The sequence below is a fragment of the Streptomyces sp. NPDC001530 genome, from assembly GCF_042894545.1.
Lineage (GTDB): Bacteria > Actinomycetota > Actinomycetes > Streptomycetales > Streptomycetaceae > Streptomyces.
The window spans coordinates 197,135-212,798 of record NZ_JBIAVS010000011.1 but is presented as its reverse complement, the minus strand read 5'-3'; the positions used below and the strand labels follow the sequence as shown (position 1 = coordinate 212,798).

The following is a 15,664-nucleotide window of genomic DNA, read 5'->3' as shown; positions in this document are numbered from 1 at the left end:
AAGCCCGCCCACGGCCGGATGGACGTTCCGAAGTGCTCTGCTCCAGACAGAGGAGACCCTTGTGCCCGTCATATCCGTTCCCCACGACTTCAACGAAGAGGAGCTCTATGTCGACCTTCGGCCGATCTTCGGGCGCGCGCTCTTCCTGAAGTGCGAGGGCTTCAACTTCGCCGGTTCGATCAAGTTGAAGGCCGCGACCGAGATGGTGCAGACCGCTGAGCAGGATGGATTCCTGACGCCGGAATCGATCCTGGTCGAGTCCTCATCCGGAAACCTCGGTGTGGCGCTGAGCATGATCGCGGCGAGCAAGGGCTACCGGTTCCTGTGCGTGACGGACTCCCGCTGCAACCTGTCGACCAGGATGATGATGGAGGCCTTGGGCAGCCAGGTGCACATCATTGCCGGGCAGGAGGCCAACGGCGGCTTCCTCGGCGCGCGGCTCGACTACGTCCGCGCGCTGTGCGCCTCCGATGAGCGATACGTGTGGCTCAGCCAGTACACCAATCCGAGCAACTGGAAGGCGCACTACCGCACGACAGCCCCGGAGATCGCCCGCCAGTTCCCACAGCTGGACGTGCTGTTCCTCGGGGCCGGCACCACCGGCACCCTGATGGGCTGCGCGCGCTACTTCCGGGAGTGGCACCGGCCAGTACGGATCATCGCACTGGACAGCGTCGGTTCGGTGGCCTTCGGCGGTACCCCAGGACGCCGGATGATCCCCGGCCTGGGGATGAGCATGCGCCCGCCGCTGCTCGACGATTCCTATGTGGATGAGGTGATACGCGTCGAGGAGGCGGACACCATCCGTGCCTGCCATCGTCTGGCCAGGCGCGGATTCCTGTTCGGCGGCTCCACCGGCACGGTGGTCAGCGGCGCCATGGGCTGGCTGGCCCAGCATGACGCGCGCGAACTCACCGCCGTGGCCGTCGCCCCGGATCTCGGCGAGCGCTACCTCGACACCATCTACCAGACCAACTGGCTGCACGATCTTTACGGTGAGGACGTGCTCAACTCGGACGAGGTGGCCGGCGGTCCCTGGGCAGACTCCTCCACGCCAACCACACCGCCACCCCCACCGTGGGGCCGGCGGCTGGACCTGAAGAACGGCGACCGCAATGGCAAGCAGCGCCATCAGTTCCAGGACCGTAAGACCTGGTGAGCTGGTCCGGAGATCCTGTCGCAGCCGCACACGCCCCCATGCGCACCTCCACCAACGTCCGCCACGGTGGTCAGCGTTGGTACGTGCCCACGAGCGTGCCGCTCGCCAACTCCCTCCCCTTCACGGCACGATGCACCGCGTCGGCTGTCGGCTGGCCGTGCAGGGGAAGCGGCTCCGACACGGCCCACAAACGGAAGAAGTAGCGGTGCGCCCCGTGCCCCCGCGGAGGCATCGGACCGCCCCAGCCCATCTGGCCGAAACCGTTGGGCCACTCCTGGCCACCGGGAGGTGGCTCCCCCTCCGTCGCACCATGACTCCCCGGGTCGATACCGGTGACCAACCAGTGCAGGAACGTCCCGCCCGGGGCGTCAGGGTCCTCGCAGAGCAGGACCAACTCCGACGTATCGTCCGGCACCGCCGACCAGGTCAGCGGTGGCGAGACGTCGTCGCCCTCCCCGCTGTGGCGTCGAGGGATCGCCGCATGGTCGCCGAACGCCCCGCTCCTGAGCTCAATTCCAGTCATACGGGCGGCCCTACCCGGAACAGCGCGGTCGGCACCGGCCCAGGTGCGCCGAACACCCCATTGGCCGAGTACGCCGACCAGCGCACCGGGAACCCGTAAAGACGGACCTGATGTGGAGCACAAGATGCCGACGAGAATCCTGCTCGAGGGACGCCCCGGCACGGGAAAAACGACCGTTGTCCGCCGATTGGCCGCACTCCTGCGCACCCGCAGGGCTGTCGGCTTCACCACGGAGGAGATCCGGCACGGCGGTACCCGGAGCGGATTCGCGCTGGAAACACTGGAGGGCGGTCTGCGGGCCGTGTTCGCCCATGTCGACTTCCCGGGTCCACCGCGGGTGGGCCGGTACGGGGTCGATCTGGGCGTCATGGAGCGGCTCGCGCTGCCGTCGCTCAGGACGGCGGCAGCGGATCCTGCTTCTGGAGATCTCGTGCTGATCGACGAGCTCGGACGTATGGAGTTGGCGTGCACCGCGTTCCAGGACACAGTCCGGCGCCTGTTCGAGTCCGACATCGACATCCTCGCCACAGTCCACGCGCACAGTGACCCGTTCACCGACGCCCTCAAGCAGCGCCCTGATATCGAAGTCGTCCAAGTGACCCGGACCAATCGGGTCGCCCTCCCCGAGGATCTGGCAGCCCGGTTTGAACGGCCATGACGACCGTCGGCCAGGCACAGCCGTGGCTCTGGTACGCCAACTCATCGGTTCAGAGCCAGGACCTGCAGTTTTGCCCGCTACTGAGCGAGTCCGGCCTTGTCGCAGGCGGGCTGGAGCTCCCTGGTGCAGATCTGGTCGATGGTGTACACGCCGTCCTTGACGAGCGTCTGCTTGATGTTGCCGACCGTCACCGCGCTCGGAGTGAGCAGGACGGACGGGATGTGCTTGTTGGTGGGGCTGTCGGTCGTCGTCGTGGCGACGTCGCGGACATCGTCGCCGCGTCCCAGGGCGACGGCCATGGCGGCAGCTGCGGCGGCTTCCGTCCTGAACGGCTTGTACACCGTCATGTACTGCTCGCCCTTGATGATGCGCTGCACGGCGTCGAGGTCGGCGTCCTGGCCGGTGACGGGAGGGAGCTTCTTGACACGGGCGCTCTTGAGAGCGGAGATGACGCCTGCGGCTATGGCGTCGTTGGCCGCCAGGACACCGTCGATCCGGTTCGGGCCCAGGGCCGCTATGGCAGCGGACATGTTGGCGTGGGCGTTCTCCGTGCTCCAGCCCACGGTGTCGTACGACCGGGCGATCTTCACCTTGTCCGTGATGACGGACAGCGCGCCGCTCCTGAACCACGCCGCGTTGGGGCTGGTCGGATCGCCGTTCATCATGACGACGTTCCCGCCGTTCGCCTTGTCGCCCATGGCCTTCAGGAGCGCCTCGCCCTGGAGCCTGCCGACCTGCGCGCCGTCGAAACTGACGTAGCCCGAGATCGGGCCTTCGGCGAGCCGGTCATAGGCGACGACCGGGACACCCGCCGTGTGCGCCTGCTGGATCGAGGAGCGGAGCGCCCTGGTGTCTGCGGCGTCGACGATCAGGACCTTGACCCCCTTGGTGACCATGGACATCATCTGTTGCTGCTGCCTGGTCGCGTCGTTCTGGGCGTTGGCGTACTCCATGGTGCAGGGGGGACACAGCTCCTTCAGCCGCTGCTCGATCAGCGGCTTGTCGGAATGCTCCCAGCGGGGGACCGCTCGGCTCGGGAGCAGCAGGCCGACGGTGAAGCCCTCCGTGCGCGCCTCCTCGTCTTCTCCGCAGGCGGCCAGGGACATCGTCATGAGCCCGGCGACGAGCGCCGCGATGACGTGACACGTGCGGGACCTCATCGCAGACCCCCGTGCCCCGTTCGGGACCCCGAGTCCGCGGGAGCCGGCTCGCGCTGCGGCACAGCGATTTCGCTCCACACCTGCTTGCCGCCGGCCACCGGCACCGAGCCGAAGGACTCCGACATGGCTTCGACCAGGAGCAGGCCTCGGCCGCCGGTCGATTCCCAGTCCACGATCACCGGTTTGGCGGGCGCACGCGGCGAGGAGTCGCTCACGCAGACTCGCACCCGGTCCCCGCGGAGTATCAGGTCGAGGCGGACCGGACCCTGAGTGTGCACCAGGGCGTTGGTGACAAGTTCGGACACGACCAGCAGCACCGCATCGGCTACTTCTTCGACGTTCCACCGCCGCAGAGTGCGCGCGGTGAAACGGCGGGCGTGCATGACGGCGTCGGGCAGCCGCCACACCACCCAGCCGGCTCGTATCGGCCGGGTCTTCATGCCGTCGTAGCGCAGCAGCAGCAGCGCCACGTCGTCCTCGCGACGGCCGACGTCGCCGAGCAGTGCGTCGGCCATCAGCCCTGGATCCGCCGGATCGGCCGCAGCGAGCGCGGCGCGCGTCCGGTGCATGCCTTCGTCCAGGGGGAGGTCGGGGGCTTCGACCAGGCCGTCGGTGACCAGGGCGAGCACCGCGCCTGGGGCCAGTGCGACCGCGGTCATGGGGAACTCCGCCTCCGAGGAAACGCCCAGCGGGAGCCCACCCTCGACCTGCACCTCCTCGGTACGGCCGTCGGGATGGCGTAGCAACGGTGACAGGTGCCCGGCCCGGACGAAGAGGATGTTGCCCTCCTCCATGTCCAGTTCGGCATAGCAACAGGTGGCGAACAGATCCGTCTCCATACCGACGAGCAGGCGGTTCGCATAGGAGACGACCACGTCGGGCGGGTGCCCCTCCACCGCGTACGCCCTGACCGCGGTACGCATCTGGCCCATGATCGTCGCGGCTCCGGCACTGTGTCCTTGCACGTCACCGATGACCACCGCCACCCGATCCTCGGAGAGAGCGATGACGTCGTACCAGTCACCGCCCACCTGCAGCCCCCGCCTGGCGGGCAGATAGCGGGCGACGGCGGTCCCCCCGGGCAGCTCGGGGAGGCGCCGCGGCAGCAGACTGCGCTGCAGCATCGTCGCGAGTTCCTGCTCGGCGTCGTGTGCGTGCGCACGCTTGAGGGCCTGCCCGACCAGCGCCGCGGTGGCGGTCAGCAGGGACCGCTCCTCGGGGACGAACTCGTGCGGCTGATCCCAGCCGACCAGACACACGCCCGCGGCCCGGCCCTTGGCAGGAAGCGGCAGGACGGCCAGACCTCCGGCGCCGATGCCTGCGAGGCCGGGTTCGAGGGCTGAGCCCGCGGGCCACAGATCCAGGCGTCCGTCCCGCAGAGCCGTCTGCAGGGTGGGCAGGGCGCTGACCGGTGCGTCGGGCCACTCCGAACGCCACTCGGAACGCCATGTCTCCGGCCAGGCGGCGGGCTGCGGCGGGTCGAGTACGGTGACCATGAGCCGGTCGTCCTGCAACTCGGCGAGCGCCACCCGGTCGGCGCCCAGCGGCTCACGCAGCGCGGTGACCACCACTCGGCCAACGTCAGGGACTGTTGCGGCATCGTCAAGTGCGGCAGTCAGCCACTGGATCCTGGAAACGTCATCGGCGCTCCGGCGCTGGACCGTGGTCGCCGTCACCACGCCCAGCACCTGCTCCGGTCGGTCGTCGGTGCTCGCCACCACCCGGCAACTCAGGCTCAGCCAGCGCATTTCACCCGTGGGGCGGCGGACTCGGAACTCCAGCTCCCGTCGGCCGAACGCCTGGGTGGACGGCTCCACGACCGACATCAGCGCGGGCATGTCCTCCGGGAGAGCATGCGCGAGCAGGGTGTCCGCCTTGCCGTCGAAGTCATCCGGCGTGATGCCGACCAGCTCGAGCAGCGTCTCGTCCGCCTCGATCAGGCCGGTATCCGGCACCAGGACGAAAGAGCCGACGCGCAGACTCCGCAGAGCGGGACTCAGCACCGCCGACGGCGTGGGTCGGCCGGCCCCGGCCTGGAGCATGGCGGCGACCGCGTCGGCGTACCGCTCCAGGAAGCGCCGTTGATCGGCCTCGAAGCCGTCCGCGGAAGCGCCCACGACGACGAGGCAGCCCAGCCGCCTGCCCTCCGTCCCTAGCGGCAGCGCGCCGAGCGACGCCTCCGCTCGCGGCGGCGTCGGCCCGCCCTCGGCGAAGGAGGCGAGTGCCGCGGGATTCAGCCACAGAGGCCGATCGGTGCGGAAGGCATGCGCCGCGGGTGAGCCACCGGACAGCGGCAAACACTCCGGAAGCCCGCACTCGGAAAGGGCGCATCCGGCCGTTTCCACCAATCGAAGCTCGTCATTCCCGACGCCGGGCACATAGACCACCGCCAGCGCCGCTCCGGCGAACGTCAGGGCCCGATCACTCGCGGCGTCCTCTGGCACCGGAGGCGGTGAACCGGTGTCTGCGGCGTCGGCCTCGAATACCTGCGGCTCCGAGACCCCGGCCCGGGCACGGCCGTCATGAGGCATGTCCGCAACCAACCTCCCGTCCATGCCGCAGGTGGTGCCGACAGGTTGAGATCGGGGCACCCACCTACCAGAGTCGCATATACGGGCCAACCGGACAGATTTGCTTGCTTGCCATCGCCGGCATTCATGCGGGGTTGCATGTGTATGCCAGGGCGTCGTCCGTCCCGTCGGCCGCGTCAGGTGGTGGAGTCCGGACGGTGGTGCTGCCGAGGGCCCGGCCACGGCGCAGCAAGCCGCCTCCTGCCAAGGGTGGCCCGCCGCGGGAAGGACGCTTCGAGGCCCGCAGTACAGCCACGTTCGGGGGTGTACTGCGCCTGACGTCGCTGGCCGGAGCCGCTGCGTTCGCAGATGACCGCAGCCGGTGCCACACTGACGACGTGGTCGTCTTGCCACGTCCACGCGCTCCAGGCGGACGTTGGGCATCGGCATCGCGGCCGCCTGTCGGCTGCTGGGCTTCGGGCCGACAGCACGCGTGGCATGGTGAGGAGGCCGGGTGTCGCCATGCTCGATGAGAGAGCCACCGGTGCCCGGCTGGTCGGGCCGAGTCCCCACCTCGCCGGGGCGGGCAACGCCGCCCCGCGGTCGGCGGAGCCGCAGCTGCCCGTGATGGCAGGGACCGGTATTCGCCTGGATCTCCATGCCGACGTGCCACCTGGCTCAACAGGCCTGCGCCATCGCGCCGCGTCATACGTGGCCCATACGGCCCTGCCGCCCCGCACACGAACCTTGACGCCCGCGCCGCACGCGAGCGGTCTCCCCACGCGCGCACCGTGTCGGCCAGACTTCGGGAGAGGCTGGTGTGGCCCCGCCGGCCCTCCATGAGCCGGTCGCCAACCACCTGACATACGCCGACGGGGCGCAGCACCCAGACCTCGTCCCCGACGGAGGCCGGTCTCAGGTAGCCGTGAGCGCTCCCTGGCCACGCAGGGGAAGGACAAGGGAGGTCTTTCACATGAAGGCCTGCATACGGGACGCGGTCATCGCCATGACCGCGGTCTCGACGGCCGTTGCCCTTGCGGCCTGCGGGCCGGGCGCCGGGGACGACTCCGACGGGGGAAACACGCCGACGATCGGGCTGCTGCTGCCGGACTCCACCACGGCTCGTTGGGAGACACGGGACAGGCCCTTGCTCGAGAAGAAGATCAAGGAGCTGTGCGACGACTGCACGGTCGAGCACGCCAATGCCAAGGGCGATGTGGCCACCCAGCAGGAGCAGATGGACTCGATGATCACCAAGGGGGTCGATGCCCTCGTGCTCGTGGCCGTGGACGCCAGATCGCTCGGCTCCGCGGTCAGGAAGGCGCACGCAGCAGATATCCCGGTCATCGCCTACGACCGCCTCGCCGAGGGCCCGATCTCGGGATATGTCTCCTTCGACGGCGAGGAGGTCGGCAGGCTCCAGGGCAGGGCCCTGCTGACGGCCATGGGCAACAAGGTGCCCGGCGCCCAGATCGTCATGATGAACGGCGATCCAATCGACCCGAACGCGGTGTCGTTCAAGAAGGGCGCACTGTCCGTACTCAACGGGAAAGTGAAGATCGGCAAATCGTACGACACACTCCAGTGGAGAGCGGAGACTGCGAACATGAACATGTCCGGCGCCATCTCCGCCCTCGGCGTCGGCAACATCGACGGGGTCTACGCCGCCAACGACGGCCTCGCCGCGGGCAGCATCTCCGCCCTCAAAGCGAACAAGGTCAACCCGCTGCCCCCCGTCACCGGGCAGGACGCCGAACTCGGAGCCGTGCGGCGTATTGTCGGCGGCGATCAGTACATGACCGTCTACAAACCGTTCGGCCCCGAGGCTTCCGCAGGCGGCGCCATGGCCGTGGCCGCAGCTCGCGGTGAAAACCTCGACCGGGTTACCACGGGCACGGTGAGGACCCCCAGCGTGAAGGCGGTTCCGGCCGTCATGCTGACCCCGGTGTCCGTGACCGTCGCCAATATCGAGGACACCCTGGTGAAGGACGGCGTGTACACGATCCAGCAGATCTGCACCCCCCAGCTCAGGGCCGCCTGCGACCAGGCCGGGCTGACCTGACGGGCCGGTTCCGACCAGGTCCGTGCCCCGGGAAGGAGATGGTTTCCGTGCCGACTCCCCCCTTGCTGGCGCTGCACGGCGTGTGCAAGCGCTTCGGCGTCGTCGAGGTCCTCACGGACATCGAGCTGGAGATTCACGCCGGTCAAGTCGTCGCTCTTCTGGGCGACAACGGGGCCGGCAAATCCACCCTGGTCAAAGTGATCTCTGGCGTCGCGCCGGCGGACAAGGGCGTCATCGAGTGGGAGGGCCGGACGGTCCACATCAGGCGCCCCTACGACGCCCGGGACCTCGGTATCGCCACCGTCTACCAGGACCTCGCGCTGTGCGGGAACCTCGACGTTGTCGGCAATCTGTTCCTCGGAAGGGAGATCCGCAGGTTCGGGTTCCTGGACGAGGTGGAGATGGAGCGTCGCACCAGATACCTGTTGGAACGCCTGACCAGGGGCATCCCCGATCTGCGCGGCCCCGTCGTCTCGCTGTCCAGCGGCCAGCGGCAGACCGTCGCCATCGCTCGCTCGCTCCTCGGCGAGCCGCGGGTCCTCCTCCTGGACGAACCGACCGCAGCACTGGGAATCGAGCAGACCACCGAGGTCCTGGACCTCGTCGACCGGCTGCGTGACCGCGGCCTGGGAGTACTGCTCATCAGCCACAACATGGGCGATGTGAAAGCTCTCGCGGACCGGGCCGCTGTGCTGCGGCTCGGTCGTAACAACGGCTTCTTCGACGTGAACACCACGTCTCACGAACAGATCATCTCCTCCATCACCGGCGCGGCGGAAAACGTGCCCCGCCGGACGACCCACCGGGAGGCGGGGTGGTGAAAGGGATGCGCGACATGGCGGACAACCCGCAGGCCGAACCCGCCACACCCACCGCCGAGGCCCGTCAGCCGCACCGCGCGCGGGCGGCCATCGCCCGTGCCATGGAGGCCTGGGTCGCCGTGTTCCGGCGCAAGCTGAGCGCCGGTGAACTGGGCGCGCTCCCCGTCGTCCTCGTCCTCGCCGCGGTCTGGATCATCTTCCAGGCCCTCAACGAAAACTTCCTCTCACCCCGGAACCTGTCCAATCTGAGCGTGGACATCGTGGGCACGGGTCTGATCGCGGTCGGCATCGTCTTCGTGCTGCTGCTCGGTGAACTCGATCTGTCGGTCGGCTCGATCAGCGGCCTCGCGGCGGCTGTCTTCGCCGTTCTGAACGTGAACAACGGCGTGCCGGAATGGCTTGCCCTGATCGTCGCGGTGCTCGCGGGTACCGCGGCGGGAACCGTCCAGGGCTACTCCTTCGCCAAGACCCGGGTGCCGGCGTTCGTCGTCACACTCGCGGGGCTGCTCACCTGGAACGGCCTCATGCTCTACATCCTGGGGACCAGCGGCACCGTCAACCTCGACGAGAACGGGCTCGTCGCCAAGCTGACCAGCTATTACTTCACCAACGACGGCGCCGCCTACGCAGTGGCGGCGGTCGCCACGGGCATGGTCTTCCTCATGTCCTACGTGGGTAGTCGGCGCCGCAAGTCCGTCGGCATGCCGCACCGCTCGCTGCGGGGAATCGCGCTGCGCACGGGAGCAGTCGCGGCGATCGCGTTCGCCACCGCGTATGTGCTCAACCAGTTCCAGGGCCTGCCGCTCGCCCTCCTGATCTTCCTCGTGGTGGTGGCCGGCCTCGACATCGTGCTCCGCCGCACGCACTACGGGCGGCAGGTCTACGCCCTCGGCGGCAGTGTCGAAGCGGCCCGTCGCGCCAGCCTCGGTGTGACGCGGGTGCAGACCGCGGTGCTCGCGGTCTCGGGCACCATGGCCGCGGTCGGCGGCCTGTTCCTGGCCTCGCGCATCACCTCGGTGAGCCAGAGTTCAGGCTCGGGCGTCCTGCTGCTCAATGCCATAGCAGCGGCCGTCATCGGTGGCACCAGCCTGTTCGGAGGACGCGGTTCGACCTGGTCCGCGGTGCTCGGCATGCTGGTCATCCAGTCGATCGCCTCAGGCATGGCGATCACGGACACCCCCACGGCCGTCCAGTTCGTGATCACGGGCGGGGTGCTCTTCGCCGCGGTGGTCATCGACTCACTGTCGCGACGCTCGCAGGAGGCACACGGGCGGGCCTGACATGATGGCTCCCCGCACGCTCCTCCCCATCACGTGCTGCCTGCCCGCCCTCTTTCTGAGCGGCTGGATCAACCGCCCCTTCAGGTCTTCCCGTACTCGTCGTGGCGGCGCAGCCAGAACATCTGCTCGCCATCCTCGTGGCGGCCCATCGGCGTCCGGTCGAGAAGCCCGTAGTAGGCCATGGCGAGCTCAAGGCCGCGCGCGGTGGTGACATACGTCCGGTAGACGGTGCCGTCCGAGATCGCGTAGGCGCTCAGCCCAGGCGCCTCGGTGACGTACCCGAGCACGTCCGTGCCGGACAGCTCCGCCATCTGCCTCACGATCGGCGGGATGTCGCCCTCGAGGAACGGCCTCAGCTCGTCCTCGGTGTTCAGGAAGCCGAGGTCGCGGTGGAAGTCGCCGCCGACGGTGGAGACCCAGTCGAAGCTCCAGCCCATCCGCTCCCGGTAGGCGAGGAGCTTGTCCAGTGGCGCCCGCGAGGAGCAGATCAGCGTCACGTCGCGGGCCTTGAGGTGGACCACGTTGGGGTCGAGGGTGTCCGCGATCGAGGAGCAGACCGTGCATCCGGCCTCGTACGGCGGGCCGAACATGAAGTGGTAGATGAGCAGCTGCGAGCGCTCGTCGAAGAGGTCCGCGAGCGACTTGGTCCCGTCCTCGGTCTCGAAGCTGTAATCCTTCTCGACCGGCACCCAGGGAAGCTCCCTTCGCTTCCGCGCGAGCTCGTCGCTGCGTCGGGTGAGTTCCTTCTCCTCCGCGAGCAGTTCCTGGCGGGCTGCCTCGAATTTCTCCTGTGTGCCGACCCTGTGCTCGGGCATGGCCTTTCCCTCCTGTGTGGGAGCCAGAACGCCGCATCGCGGCGGGCTGTCGCCCGCAGCGGCTGCCGGCAATGCCTGCACCGGCGTACCCGTCCGGCCATACGTCCACCGTACGCGCGCGGCGGCGGGCCTTCCCAGCGGAGGGCCCTGGCCGGCCGAGCCCGGTCGCCTCGCACAGACCGGTGAGGCGGTAGGCGAGGCGAGGACGGTCGCTTCGCCGAGTCCGTCGCTGGTGACCCGGACCAGGCCCGGCTGGTTGCCACCGCTGTTCGGAGCGAGCAGGAGTGTGCCCCTGTGTCCGATCCGAGGCTCCGTCAGGGTGGTTGTCGCTGCACACCAGTTCTGTCCGGCATGTTGCGGCGTTCTCGCCGATGCCCACACGCCACCACCGACAGGCCCCCGAAGCACCACCCTGAGGGGCGGTAGCACAACAACCCCGCCCAAGGCCTGCCCGGCGCTCCATCCTTGGACCGCCAACACACAGCGCGCCGCAAGCAGTTCGGCGGCATGCTCGAGATCGAGTTGGGCGGAAAACACGCTGTCCGGCAGGGGATGGTGACCTTGGCCGTCGAACGCCGGCGCCCCAGCCCCCACCTTCACTTCTCCCACACCTTTCCGTCACCTGACGGTCACGTGCCAGGTATGCTCCTGGGGCTCCATTCGCACCACTGAGGGGGGATTCCTCATGCGCATACGCTCTGCCCTGACTGCGGGCGCCGCTGCCGGCACGCTCGCCGCCGTTGTTGCCGCCCCGGCACAGGCCACCGAGTACTCTTCCGCGCTGAAAATAAAGGGCATCCAGTACGACGCGCCCGGTCGGGACTCCAACAGCTGCTCCACGGGCAATACCAAGGACGAGTACCTGACGATCAAGAACTACTCGGGCAGCACGACCGTGAACCTGAAGGGCTACGTGGTCAAGGACGCCGTCGGCAACCGGTTCGCCTTCACCGCGAACCACTACCTCCAGCCCGGCGACTACATCAAGCTCCGCGGCGGCCGCGGCACCGACTCCGACGCCAACAACGTCGTCTACCGCCAGAACTGCAACTTCATATGGAACAACGACAAGGACACCATCTACCTCTACAAGCCCTCCGGTGCCCGCGCCGACGTGCACTCCTACACCAAAACCGGCAACGACCCCGACGGCAACGGCTACATCACCTATCACGGCTGATCCAGCCGCCACGGCCCGCTGACCGCGCCCGCTTCTCATCGAAAGGGCGCGGCACCCGCCCCCGCAGTCCGGGCGCCGGCTCCCGGCCCGAGGTGCCGGGCTCCTGTGCGACGGGCCTGGTCGGGCCCGGCGCCCTGGATCGCCGCTGACGCCGCGATGGCGTCGAGGAGTCCTCCGGCGGCGTCCTGCCGGCCCCGCATTCGTGCGACTCGTTCCCAACGAGCATGGTAGTCGAGGTGTTCGAGTTCAACGTCCGACGATGCGCTGCGCGGCTCGTCATCGTGCACGAGGGCATTCCTGATGAAGTGACCCGCGAGGACAACGAGTTGGGTATGCGGCTGCAGTGCCCGCCGAGCGTCCCGCCGCCGGGAACGATCACCTTCAGTCGCTCACAAGGGCAGTTCGGCGCCGGCCTGCTCGCGCACCATGTAGGTGGCGTACCAGTCGGCCAGTTCGCGTCTTCCTCGCCGATGCGCCGCCAACGGCGCCGGCGAGGAGAACCGCAACGTCGCCCACATGGCCGCCCTGCTGGCAGGGCTGCCGACCAGCGTGCCCGGCGTCACCGTGAACCGGCTGTGCGCTTCGGGCCTCGAAGCGGTCATCCAGGCCGCCCGGGCCATCGCGGTCGGGGACGCCTCCGTCGCCGTAGCAGGTGGCGTGGAGTCGATGACGCGGGCGCCGTACGTGCTGCCCAAGTCGGACAAGCCGTTCCCGGCCAGGCACACGGAGTTGTACTCCACCACCCTGGGCTGGCGCATGGTCAACCCGAAGATGGACCCCCAGTGGACGATCCCGCTGGGCGAGTCGGCCGAACTCATCGCCGACAAACACAAGATCACCCGCGAGCAGCAGGACGAGTTCGCGCTGGACAGCCACCGGAAGGCCGCCAAGGCCCAGGAAGCGGGGCTGTTCGACGCCGAGATCGCGCCGGTCGCCGTTCCGCAGCGCAAGGGTGACCCGGTGGTCTTCGCGGCCGACGAATGCGTACGACCCGACGCCGCTCTTGCGGTGATGGCCAAGCTCAAGCCGTCCTTCCGCACGGAGCACGGCACGGTGACCGCGGGCAACGCCTCACCCCTCAACGACGGCGCCGCCGCCCTGCTCCTGACCGACGGGCTGGGCCTGCGCGCCCTCGGCCGTGAGCCCTTGGCCCGTATCAGCACCTCCGGGGTGTCGGCGATCGACCCGCACTACTTCGGCCTGGCTCCCGTCGAAGCCGTCAACAGCGCGCTCAGCAAGGCGGGAAGGGCCTTCGACGACCTCTCCGTCCTCGAACTGAACGAGGCCTACGCCGCGCAGGTGCTGGGTTCGGTGGCCGAGTGGCCCGAGTTCGACCCGGCCATTCTCAACCCGCAGGGCGGCGCCATCGCCCTCGGCCACCCCCTCGGCGCGTCCGGCGCCCGGCTCGCCGGCACCGTCGCCCACCAACTCGCCCGCCACGGCTCCGGAGTTGGTGTCGCCACCCTCTGCATCGGTGTGGGCCAGGGCCTCGCCCTCGTCCTCGTCCTCGTCCTCGTCCTCGAACGATAGAAACCCTGACGCCCGTTGGAGCCGCCCGTGCCCGCCTCCCGATTCCTGCACCACCACCTCGTCGGTCCGGCCGACGCACCACCGCTGGTCCTCGGCCCGTCCCTGGGCACCTCCAAGGCGGTCTGGGAGCCCCAACTGCCCGCCCTGACCCGCTGTTTCCGGGTGCTGCGCTTCGACCTTCCCGGGCACGGGGGCTCCAGCGCTGATCTCCTGTGCCATCCCGAGCCCGGCGGTACGACGGTCGAGGATCTCGGGGCGTTGGTCCTGGACCTTGTCGACCATCACGGCTGGGACCGGTTCCACTACGCGGGCATCTCTCTGGGAGGAGCCATCGGGGCCCATCTCGCCGCCCGTCACCCGAGCCGTGTCGCCTCCCTGGCCCTCGTCTGCTCCTCCGCGCACTTCGGGGCGCCGGCCCCCTGGCACGATCGCGCCGACCTCGTACGGCTCAAGGGCACCGCTCCCCTGCTGGAGACCAGCCCGAGCCGCTGGTTCGCCACCGCGGCCTTCGCCAACACCCCCTTCGGCCGCCGCCTGCTCGGCAACCTCGCCGATGCCGACCCGGTCGGCTACGCGGCCTGCTGCGATGCCCTCGCCGCATACGACCTGCGCCCCGACCTGGCCCGGATCACCGCCCCCGCCCTCGTCGTCGGCGGCTCCCACGACACGGCCACGCCGGTGGAGCACGCCCAGGAACTAGCTCCGTACTTCGCGGGTGACTGATTCAGGTGGAGCTGTGATCTGGCCGGTGTCCGTTTCGGGGGTGGCCGCGTTGATGGGGAGTGACGAAGTCTTCCCGGTCCCCGCGGCCACGGGCTGGGCGGCAGCCAACAGAGCCGCCGCGCATTCCTCGGTGAGGTCCTCTGCGTGCGGCGGCAGTGGCTGCCCGGCGCGCAGATGTCGGCGGACCACGGACAGCGGCAGGTCGATCAGGGCCAGGGTGATGCGCTCGTGGTCCTGTGGGCTCGCCACGCCGAGGGCTTCGGCGAGGGAGCCGAGGGAGCCGAACACGCGCTGGTTGCCCAGGTCAGCGCGCTCCTTGTGTTCCTCGGACCAGTCGGCGCGGCCGAACTCCTCGGCGCCGTAGAGGAGGAGCGAGGCCTCCTGCGGATGGGCGCGGCTCCAGGAGACGACATGCCGGGCGGCCGCGCGGGCGGCCGGGCGGGGGTCGGGGGCGCTGCTGAGCGCGGCGAAGTACCCCTCCTGGAAGCGCTCTACGGTACGCAGCCACACCTCGGCGAGCAGTGCCGTACGGCCGGGAAAGCGGTGGTACATGGACCCGCTCGGCGCGCCGATCGCCTGGGCGACGGCGGACATGGTCACGCCTGCCGGCCCGGCGGAGGCGGCCAGCCGGACGGCGGCGTCGAGGATCTGGTCGGTGTCGAAGCGGGGTGGTCTCGCCATGAATCAGAGAGTACCCTCCAGATTATTAGAGACTGCTCTCTAATAATCTGAGGGGAGGACGCATGGGCGTCTACAACGTGCACGAGCGCCTGCTGGCCGCCAAGGGGAGCGAGGTGGGCGCGCTCATCGACAGCCTGTCCGGCGGCGTGGTGGACCGGCTCTGGCCGCACCCGAACTGGCCCGCGGTGGAGTTCGATCGCCCACTGGCGGTCGGCGCGACCGGCGGCCACGGCCCGGTCCGCTACACGGTCACCGCGTACGTGCCCGGGACCTGGGTCCGCTTCACCTTCAGCGGGCCGCGCGGATTCCACGGCTTCCACGAGTTCGCGGTGCTGCCCGTCGATGAAGAACGCACCGTGCTGCGGCACACCCTCGCGATGAAGACCAGCGGCCTGGCACGTCTGACCTGGCCCGTGGCCTATCGCCCGATGCACGACGCCTGCCTGGAGGACAGCCTGGACTGCGCCGAGCTCGCCTGCACGGGCACGGTGGCCCGCCCGGCCCGCTGGACTCCGTACGTACGCCTGCTCCGCGCGCTCGCACGCTAGGTCCGTTCTTAGCG

Annotated in this window: 13 protein-coding genes and 2 pseudogenes; 9 read left to right on the top strand and 6 right to left on the bottom strand. The window is 69.2% G+C overall.

Features of this window, described 5'->3' with window-relative positions; genetic code table 11:
- Nucleotides 1–61 precede the first annotated feature (61 nt).
- Entirely contained in the window at nucleotides 62–1,159 is a 1,098-nt protein-coding gene (gene sbnA, locus ACFY0T_RS23895) for a 2,3-diaminopropionate biosynthesis protein SbnA (RefSeq protein WP_388874000.1), read from the top strand.
- Between the two features lie 70 nt (nucleotides 1,160–1,229).
- Here the strand turns inward: sbnA and ACFY0T_RS23890 are convergent, their stop codons facing one another.
- A complete protein-coding gene (locus tag ACFY0T_RS23890) occupies nucleotides 1,230–1,682 on the bottom strand; it encodes a YbhB/YbcL family Raf kinase inhibitor-like protein (RefSeq protein ID WP_388873997.1) in 453 nt (150 codons plus the stop codon).
- A 124-nt stretch (nucleotides 1,683–1,806) separates the two neighbouring features.
- Between ACFY0T_RS23890 and ACFY0T_RS23885 the strand changes: the two genes are divergently transcribed.
- On the top strand, nucleotides 1,807–2,340 hold the full coding sequence (locus ACFY0T_RS23885) for a nucleoside-triphosphatase (RefSeq protein WP_388873994.1): 534 nt from the start codon (nucleotides 1,807–1,809) through the stop codon (nucleotides 2,338–2,340).
- Nucleotides 2,341–2,417: 77 nt separating this feature from the next.
- On the opposite strand, the gene ACFY0T_RS23880 is transcribed toward ACFY0T_RS23885, so the two are convergent.
- Entirely contained in the window at nucleotides 2,418–3,500 is a 1,083-nt protein-coding gene (locus ACFY0T_RS23880; RefSeq protein WP_388873991.1) for a sugar ABC transporter substrate-binding protein, read from the bottom strand.
- Nucleotides 3,497–6,031 carry a SpoIIE family protein phosphatase gene (locus ACFY0T_RS23875; protein WP_388873988.1) on the bottom strand — a complete coding sequence of 845 codons (2,535 nt, stop codon included), beginning with the start codon at nucleotides 6,029–6,031 and terminating at the stop codon, nucleotides 3,497–3,499. The genes ACFY0T_RS23880 and ACFY0T_RS23875 overlap by 4 nt, the downstream gene beginning before the upstream one ends.
- 952 nt (nucleotides 6,032–6,983) lie before the next feature.
- Here ACFY0T_RS23875 and ACFY0T_RS23870 point away from each other — a divergent pair.
- Genes ACFY0T_RS23870 through ACFY0T_RS23860 form a run of 3 tightly spaced genes read left to right on the top strand, consistent with a single transcriptional unit; the run spans nucleotide 6,984 to nucleotide 10,173 of the window.
- On the top strand, nucleotides 6,984–8,072 hold the full coding sequence (locus ACFY0T_RS23870) for a sugar ABC transporter substrate-binding protein (RefSeq protein WP_388873985.1): 1,089 nt from the start codon (nucleotides 6,984–6,986) through the stop codon (nucleotides 8,070–8,072).
- 38 nt (nucleotides 8,073–8,110) lie between these two features.
- Nucleotides 8,111–8,893 carry an ATP-binding cassette domain-containing protein gene (locus tag ACFY0T_RS23865; protein WP_388873982.1) on the top strand — a complete coding sequence of 261 codons (783 nt, stop codon included), beginning with the start codon at nucleotides 8,111–8,113 and terminating at the stop codon, nucleotides 8,891–8,893.
- Between the two features lie 5 nt (nucleotides 8,894–8,898).
- A complete protein-coding gene (locus ACFY0T_RS23860) occupies nucleotides 8,899–10,173 on the top strand; it encodes a sugar ABC transporter permease (RefSeq protein ID WP_388873979.1) in 1,275 nt (424 codons plus the stop codon).
- 80 nt (nucleotides 10,174–10,253) lie between these two features.
- Here ACFY0T_RS23860 and ACFY0T_RS23855 read toward each other — a convergent pair whose 3' ends face one another.
- On the bottom strand, nucleotides 10,254–10,988 hold the full coding sequence (locus ACFY0T_RS23855) for a DUF899 domain-containing protein (protein ID WP_388873976.1): 735 nt from the start codon (nucleotides 10,986–10,988) through the stop codon (nucleotides 10,254–10,256).
- 685 nt (nucleotides 10,989–11,673) lie between these two features.
- Here ACFY0T_RS23855 and ACFY0T_RS23850 point away from each other — a divergent pair.
- Nucleotides 11,674–12,168, top strand: a complete 495-nt coding sequence (locus ACFY0T_RS23850) for a lamin tail domain-containing protein (RefSeq protein WP_388873973.1) — start codon at nucleotides 11,674–11,676, stop codon at nucleotides 12,166–12,168.
- 389 nt (nucleotides 12,169–12,557) lie between these two features.
- On the opposite strand, the gene ACFY0T_RS23845 is transcribed toward ACFY0T_RS23850, so the two are convergent.
- A complete protein-coding gene (locus tag ACFY0T_RS23845; protein WP_388874365.1) occupies nucleotides 12,558–12,686 on the bottom strand; it encodes a hypothetical protein in 129 nt (42 codons plus the stop codon).
- On the opposite strand from ACFY0T_RS23845, the pseudogene ACFY0T_RS23840 reads away from it, so the two are divergent.
- Nucleotides 12,646–13,698 (top strand): annotated as a pseudogene (locus ACFY0T_RS23840) (thiolase family protein); the annotation flags it as partial. The gene ACFY0T_RS23845 and the pseudogene ACFY0T_RS23840 overlap by 41 nt on opposite strands.
- 27 nt (nucleotides 13,699–13,725) lie before the next feature.
- A complete protein-coding gene (locus ACFY0T_RS23835; protein WP_388873970.1) occupies nucleotides 13,726–14,421 on the top strand; it encodes an alpha/beta fold hydrolase in 696 nt (231 codons plus the stop codon).
- A gap of 102 nt (nucleotides 14,422–14,523) precedes the next feature.
- Here the strand turns inward: ACFY0T_RS23835 and ACFY0T_RS23830 are convergent.
- Nucleotides 14,524–15,102 (bottom strand): annotated as a pseudogene (locus ACFY0T_RS23830) (TetR/AcrR family transcriptional regulator); the annotation flags it as partial.
- A gap of 62 nt (nucleotides 15,103–15,164) precedes the next feature.
- Here ACFY0T_RS23830 and ACFY0T_RS23825 point away from each other — a divergent pair.
- Nucleotides 15,165–15,650 carry an SRPBCC family protein gene (locus ACFY0T_RS23825; protein ID WP_388873967.1) on the top strand — a complete coding sequence of 162 codons (486 nt, stop codon included), beginning with the start codon at nucleotides 15,165–15,167 and terminating at the stop codon, nucleotides 15,648–15,650.
- The last annotated feature ends 14 nt before the right edge of the window (nucleotides 15,651–15,664 follow it).

Bases quoted from the DNA above. Each gene is read 5' to 3' on its own strand.
- ACFY0T_RS23850 (WP_388873973.1), top strand. From the start codon at position 11,674: ATGCGCATACGCTCTGCCCTGACTGCGGGCGCCGCTGCCGGCACGCTC.
- ACFY0T_RS23845 (WP_388874365.1), bottom strand. From the start codon at position 12,686: ATGTGGGCGACGTTGCGGTTCTCCTCGCCGGCGCCGTTGGCGGCGCAT.
- ACFY0T_RS23825 (WP_388873967.1), top strand. From the start codon at position 15,165: ATGGGCGTCTACAACGTGCACGAGCGCCTGCTGGCCGCCAAGGGGAGC.
- ACFY0T_RS23860 (WP_388873979.1), top strand. From the start codon at position 8,899: ATGCGCGACATGGCGGACAACCCGCAGGCCGAACCCGCCACACCCACC.
- ACFY0T_RS23875 (WP_388873988.1), bottom strand. From the start codon at position 6,031: ATGCCTCATGACGGCCGTGCCCGGGCCGGGGTCTCGGAGCCGCAGGTA.
- ACFY0T_RS23865 (WP_388873982.1), top strand. From the start codon at position 8,111: ATGGTTTCCGTGCCGACTCCCCCCTTGCTGGCGCTGCACGGCGTGTGC.
- ACFY0T_RS23890 (WP_388873997.1), bottom strand. From the start codon at position 1,682: ATGACTGGAATTGAGCTCAGGAGCGGGGCGTTCGGCGACCATGCGGCG.
- ACFY0T_RS23885 (WP_388873994.1), top strand. From the start codon at position 1,807: ATGCCGACGAGAATCCTGCTCGAGGGACGCCCCGGCACGGGAAAAACG.
- ACFY0T_RS23855 (WP_388873976.1), bottom strand. From the start codon at position 10,988: ATGCCCGAGCACAGGGTCGGCACACAGGAGAAATTCGAGGCAGCCCGC.
- ACFY0T_RS23870 (WP_388873985.1), top strand. From the start codon at position 6,984: ATGAAGGCCTGCATACGGGACGCGGTCATCGCCATGACCGCGGTCTCG.
- ACFY0T_RS23880 (WP_388873991.1), bottom strand. From the start codon at position 3,500: ATGAGGTCCCGCACGTGTCACGTCATCGCGGCGCTCGTCGCCGGGCTC.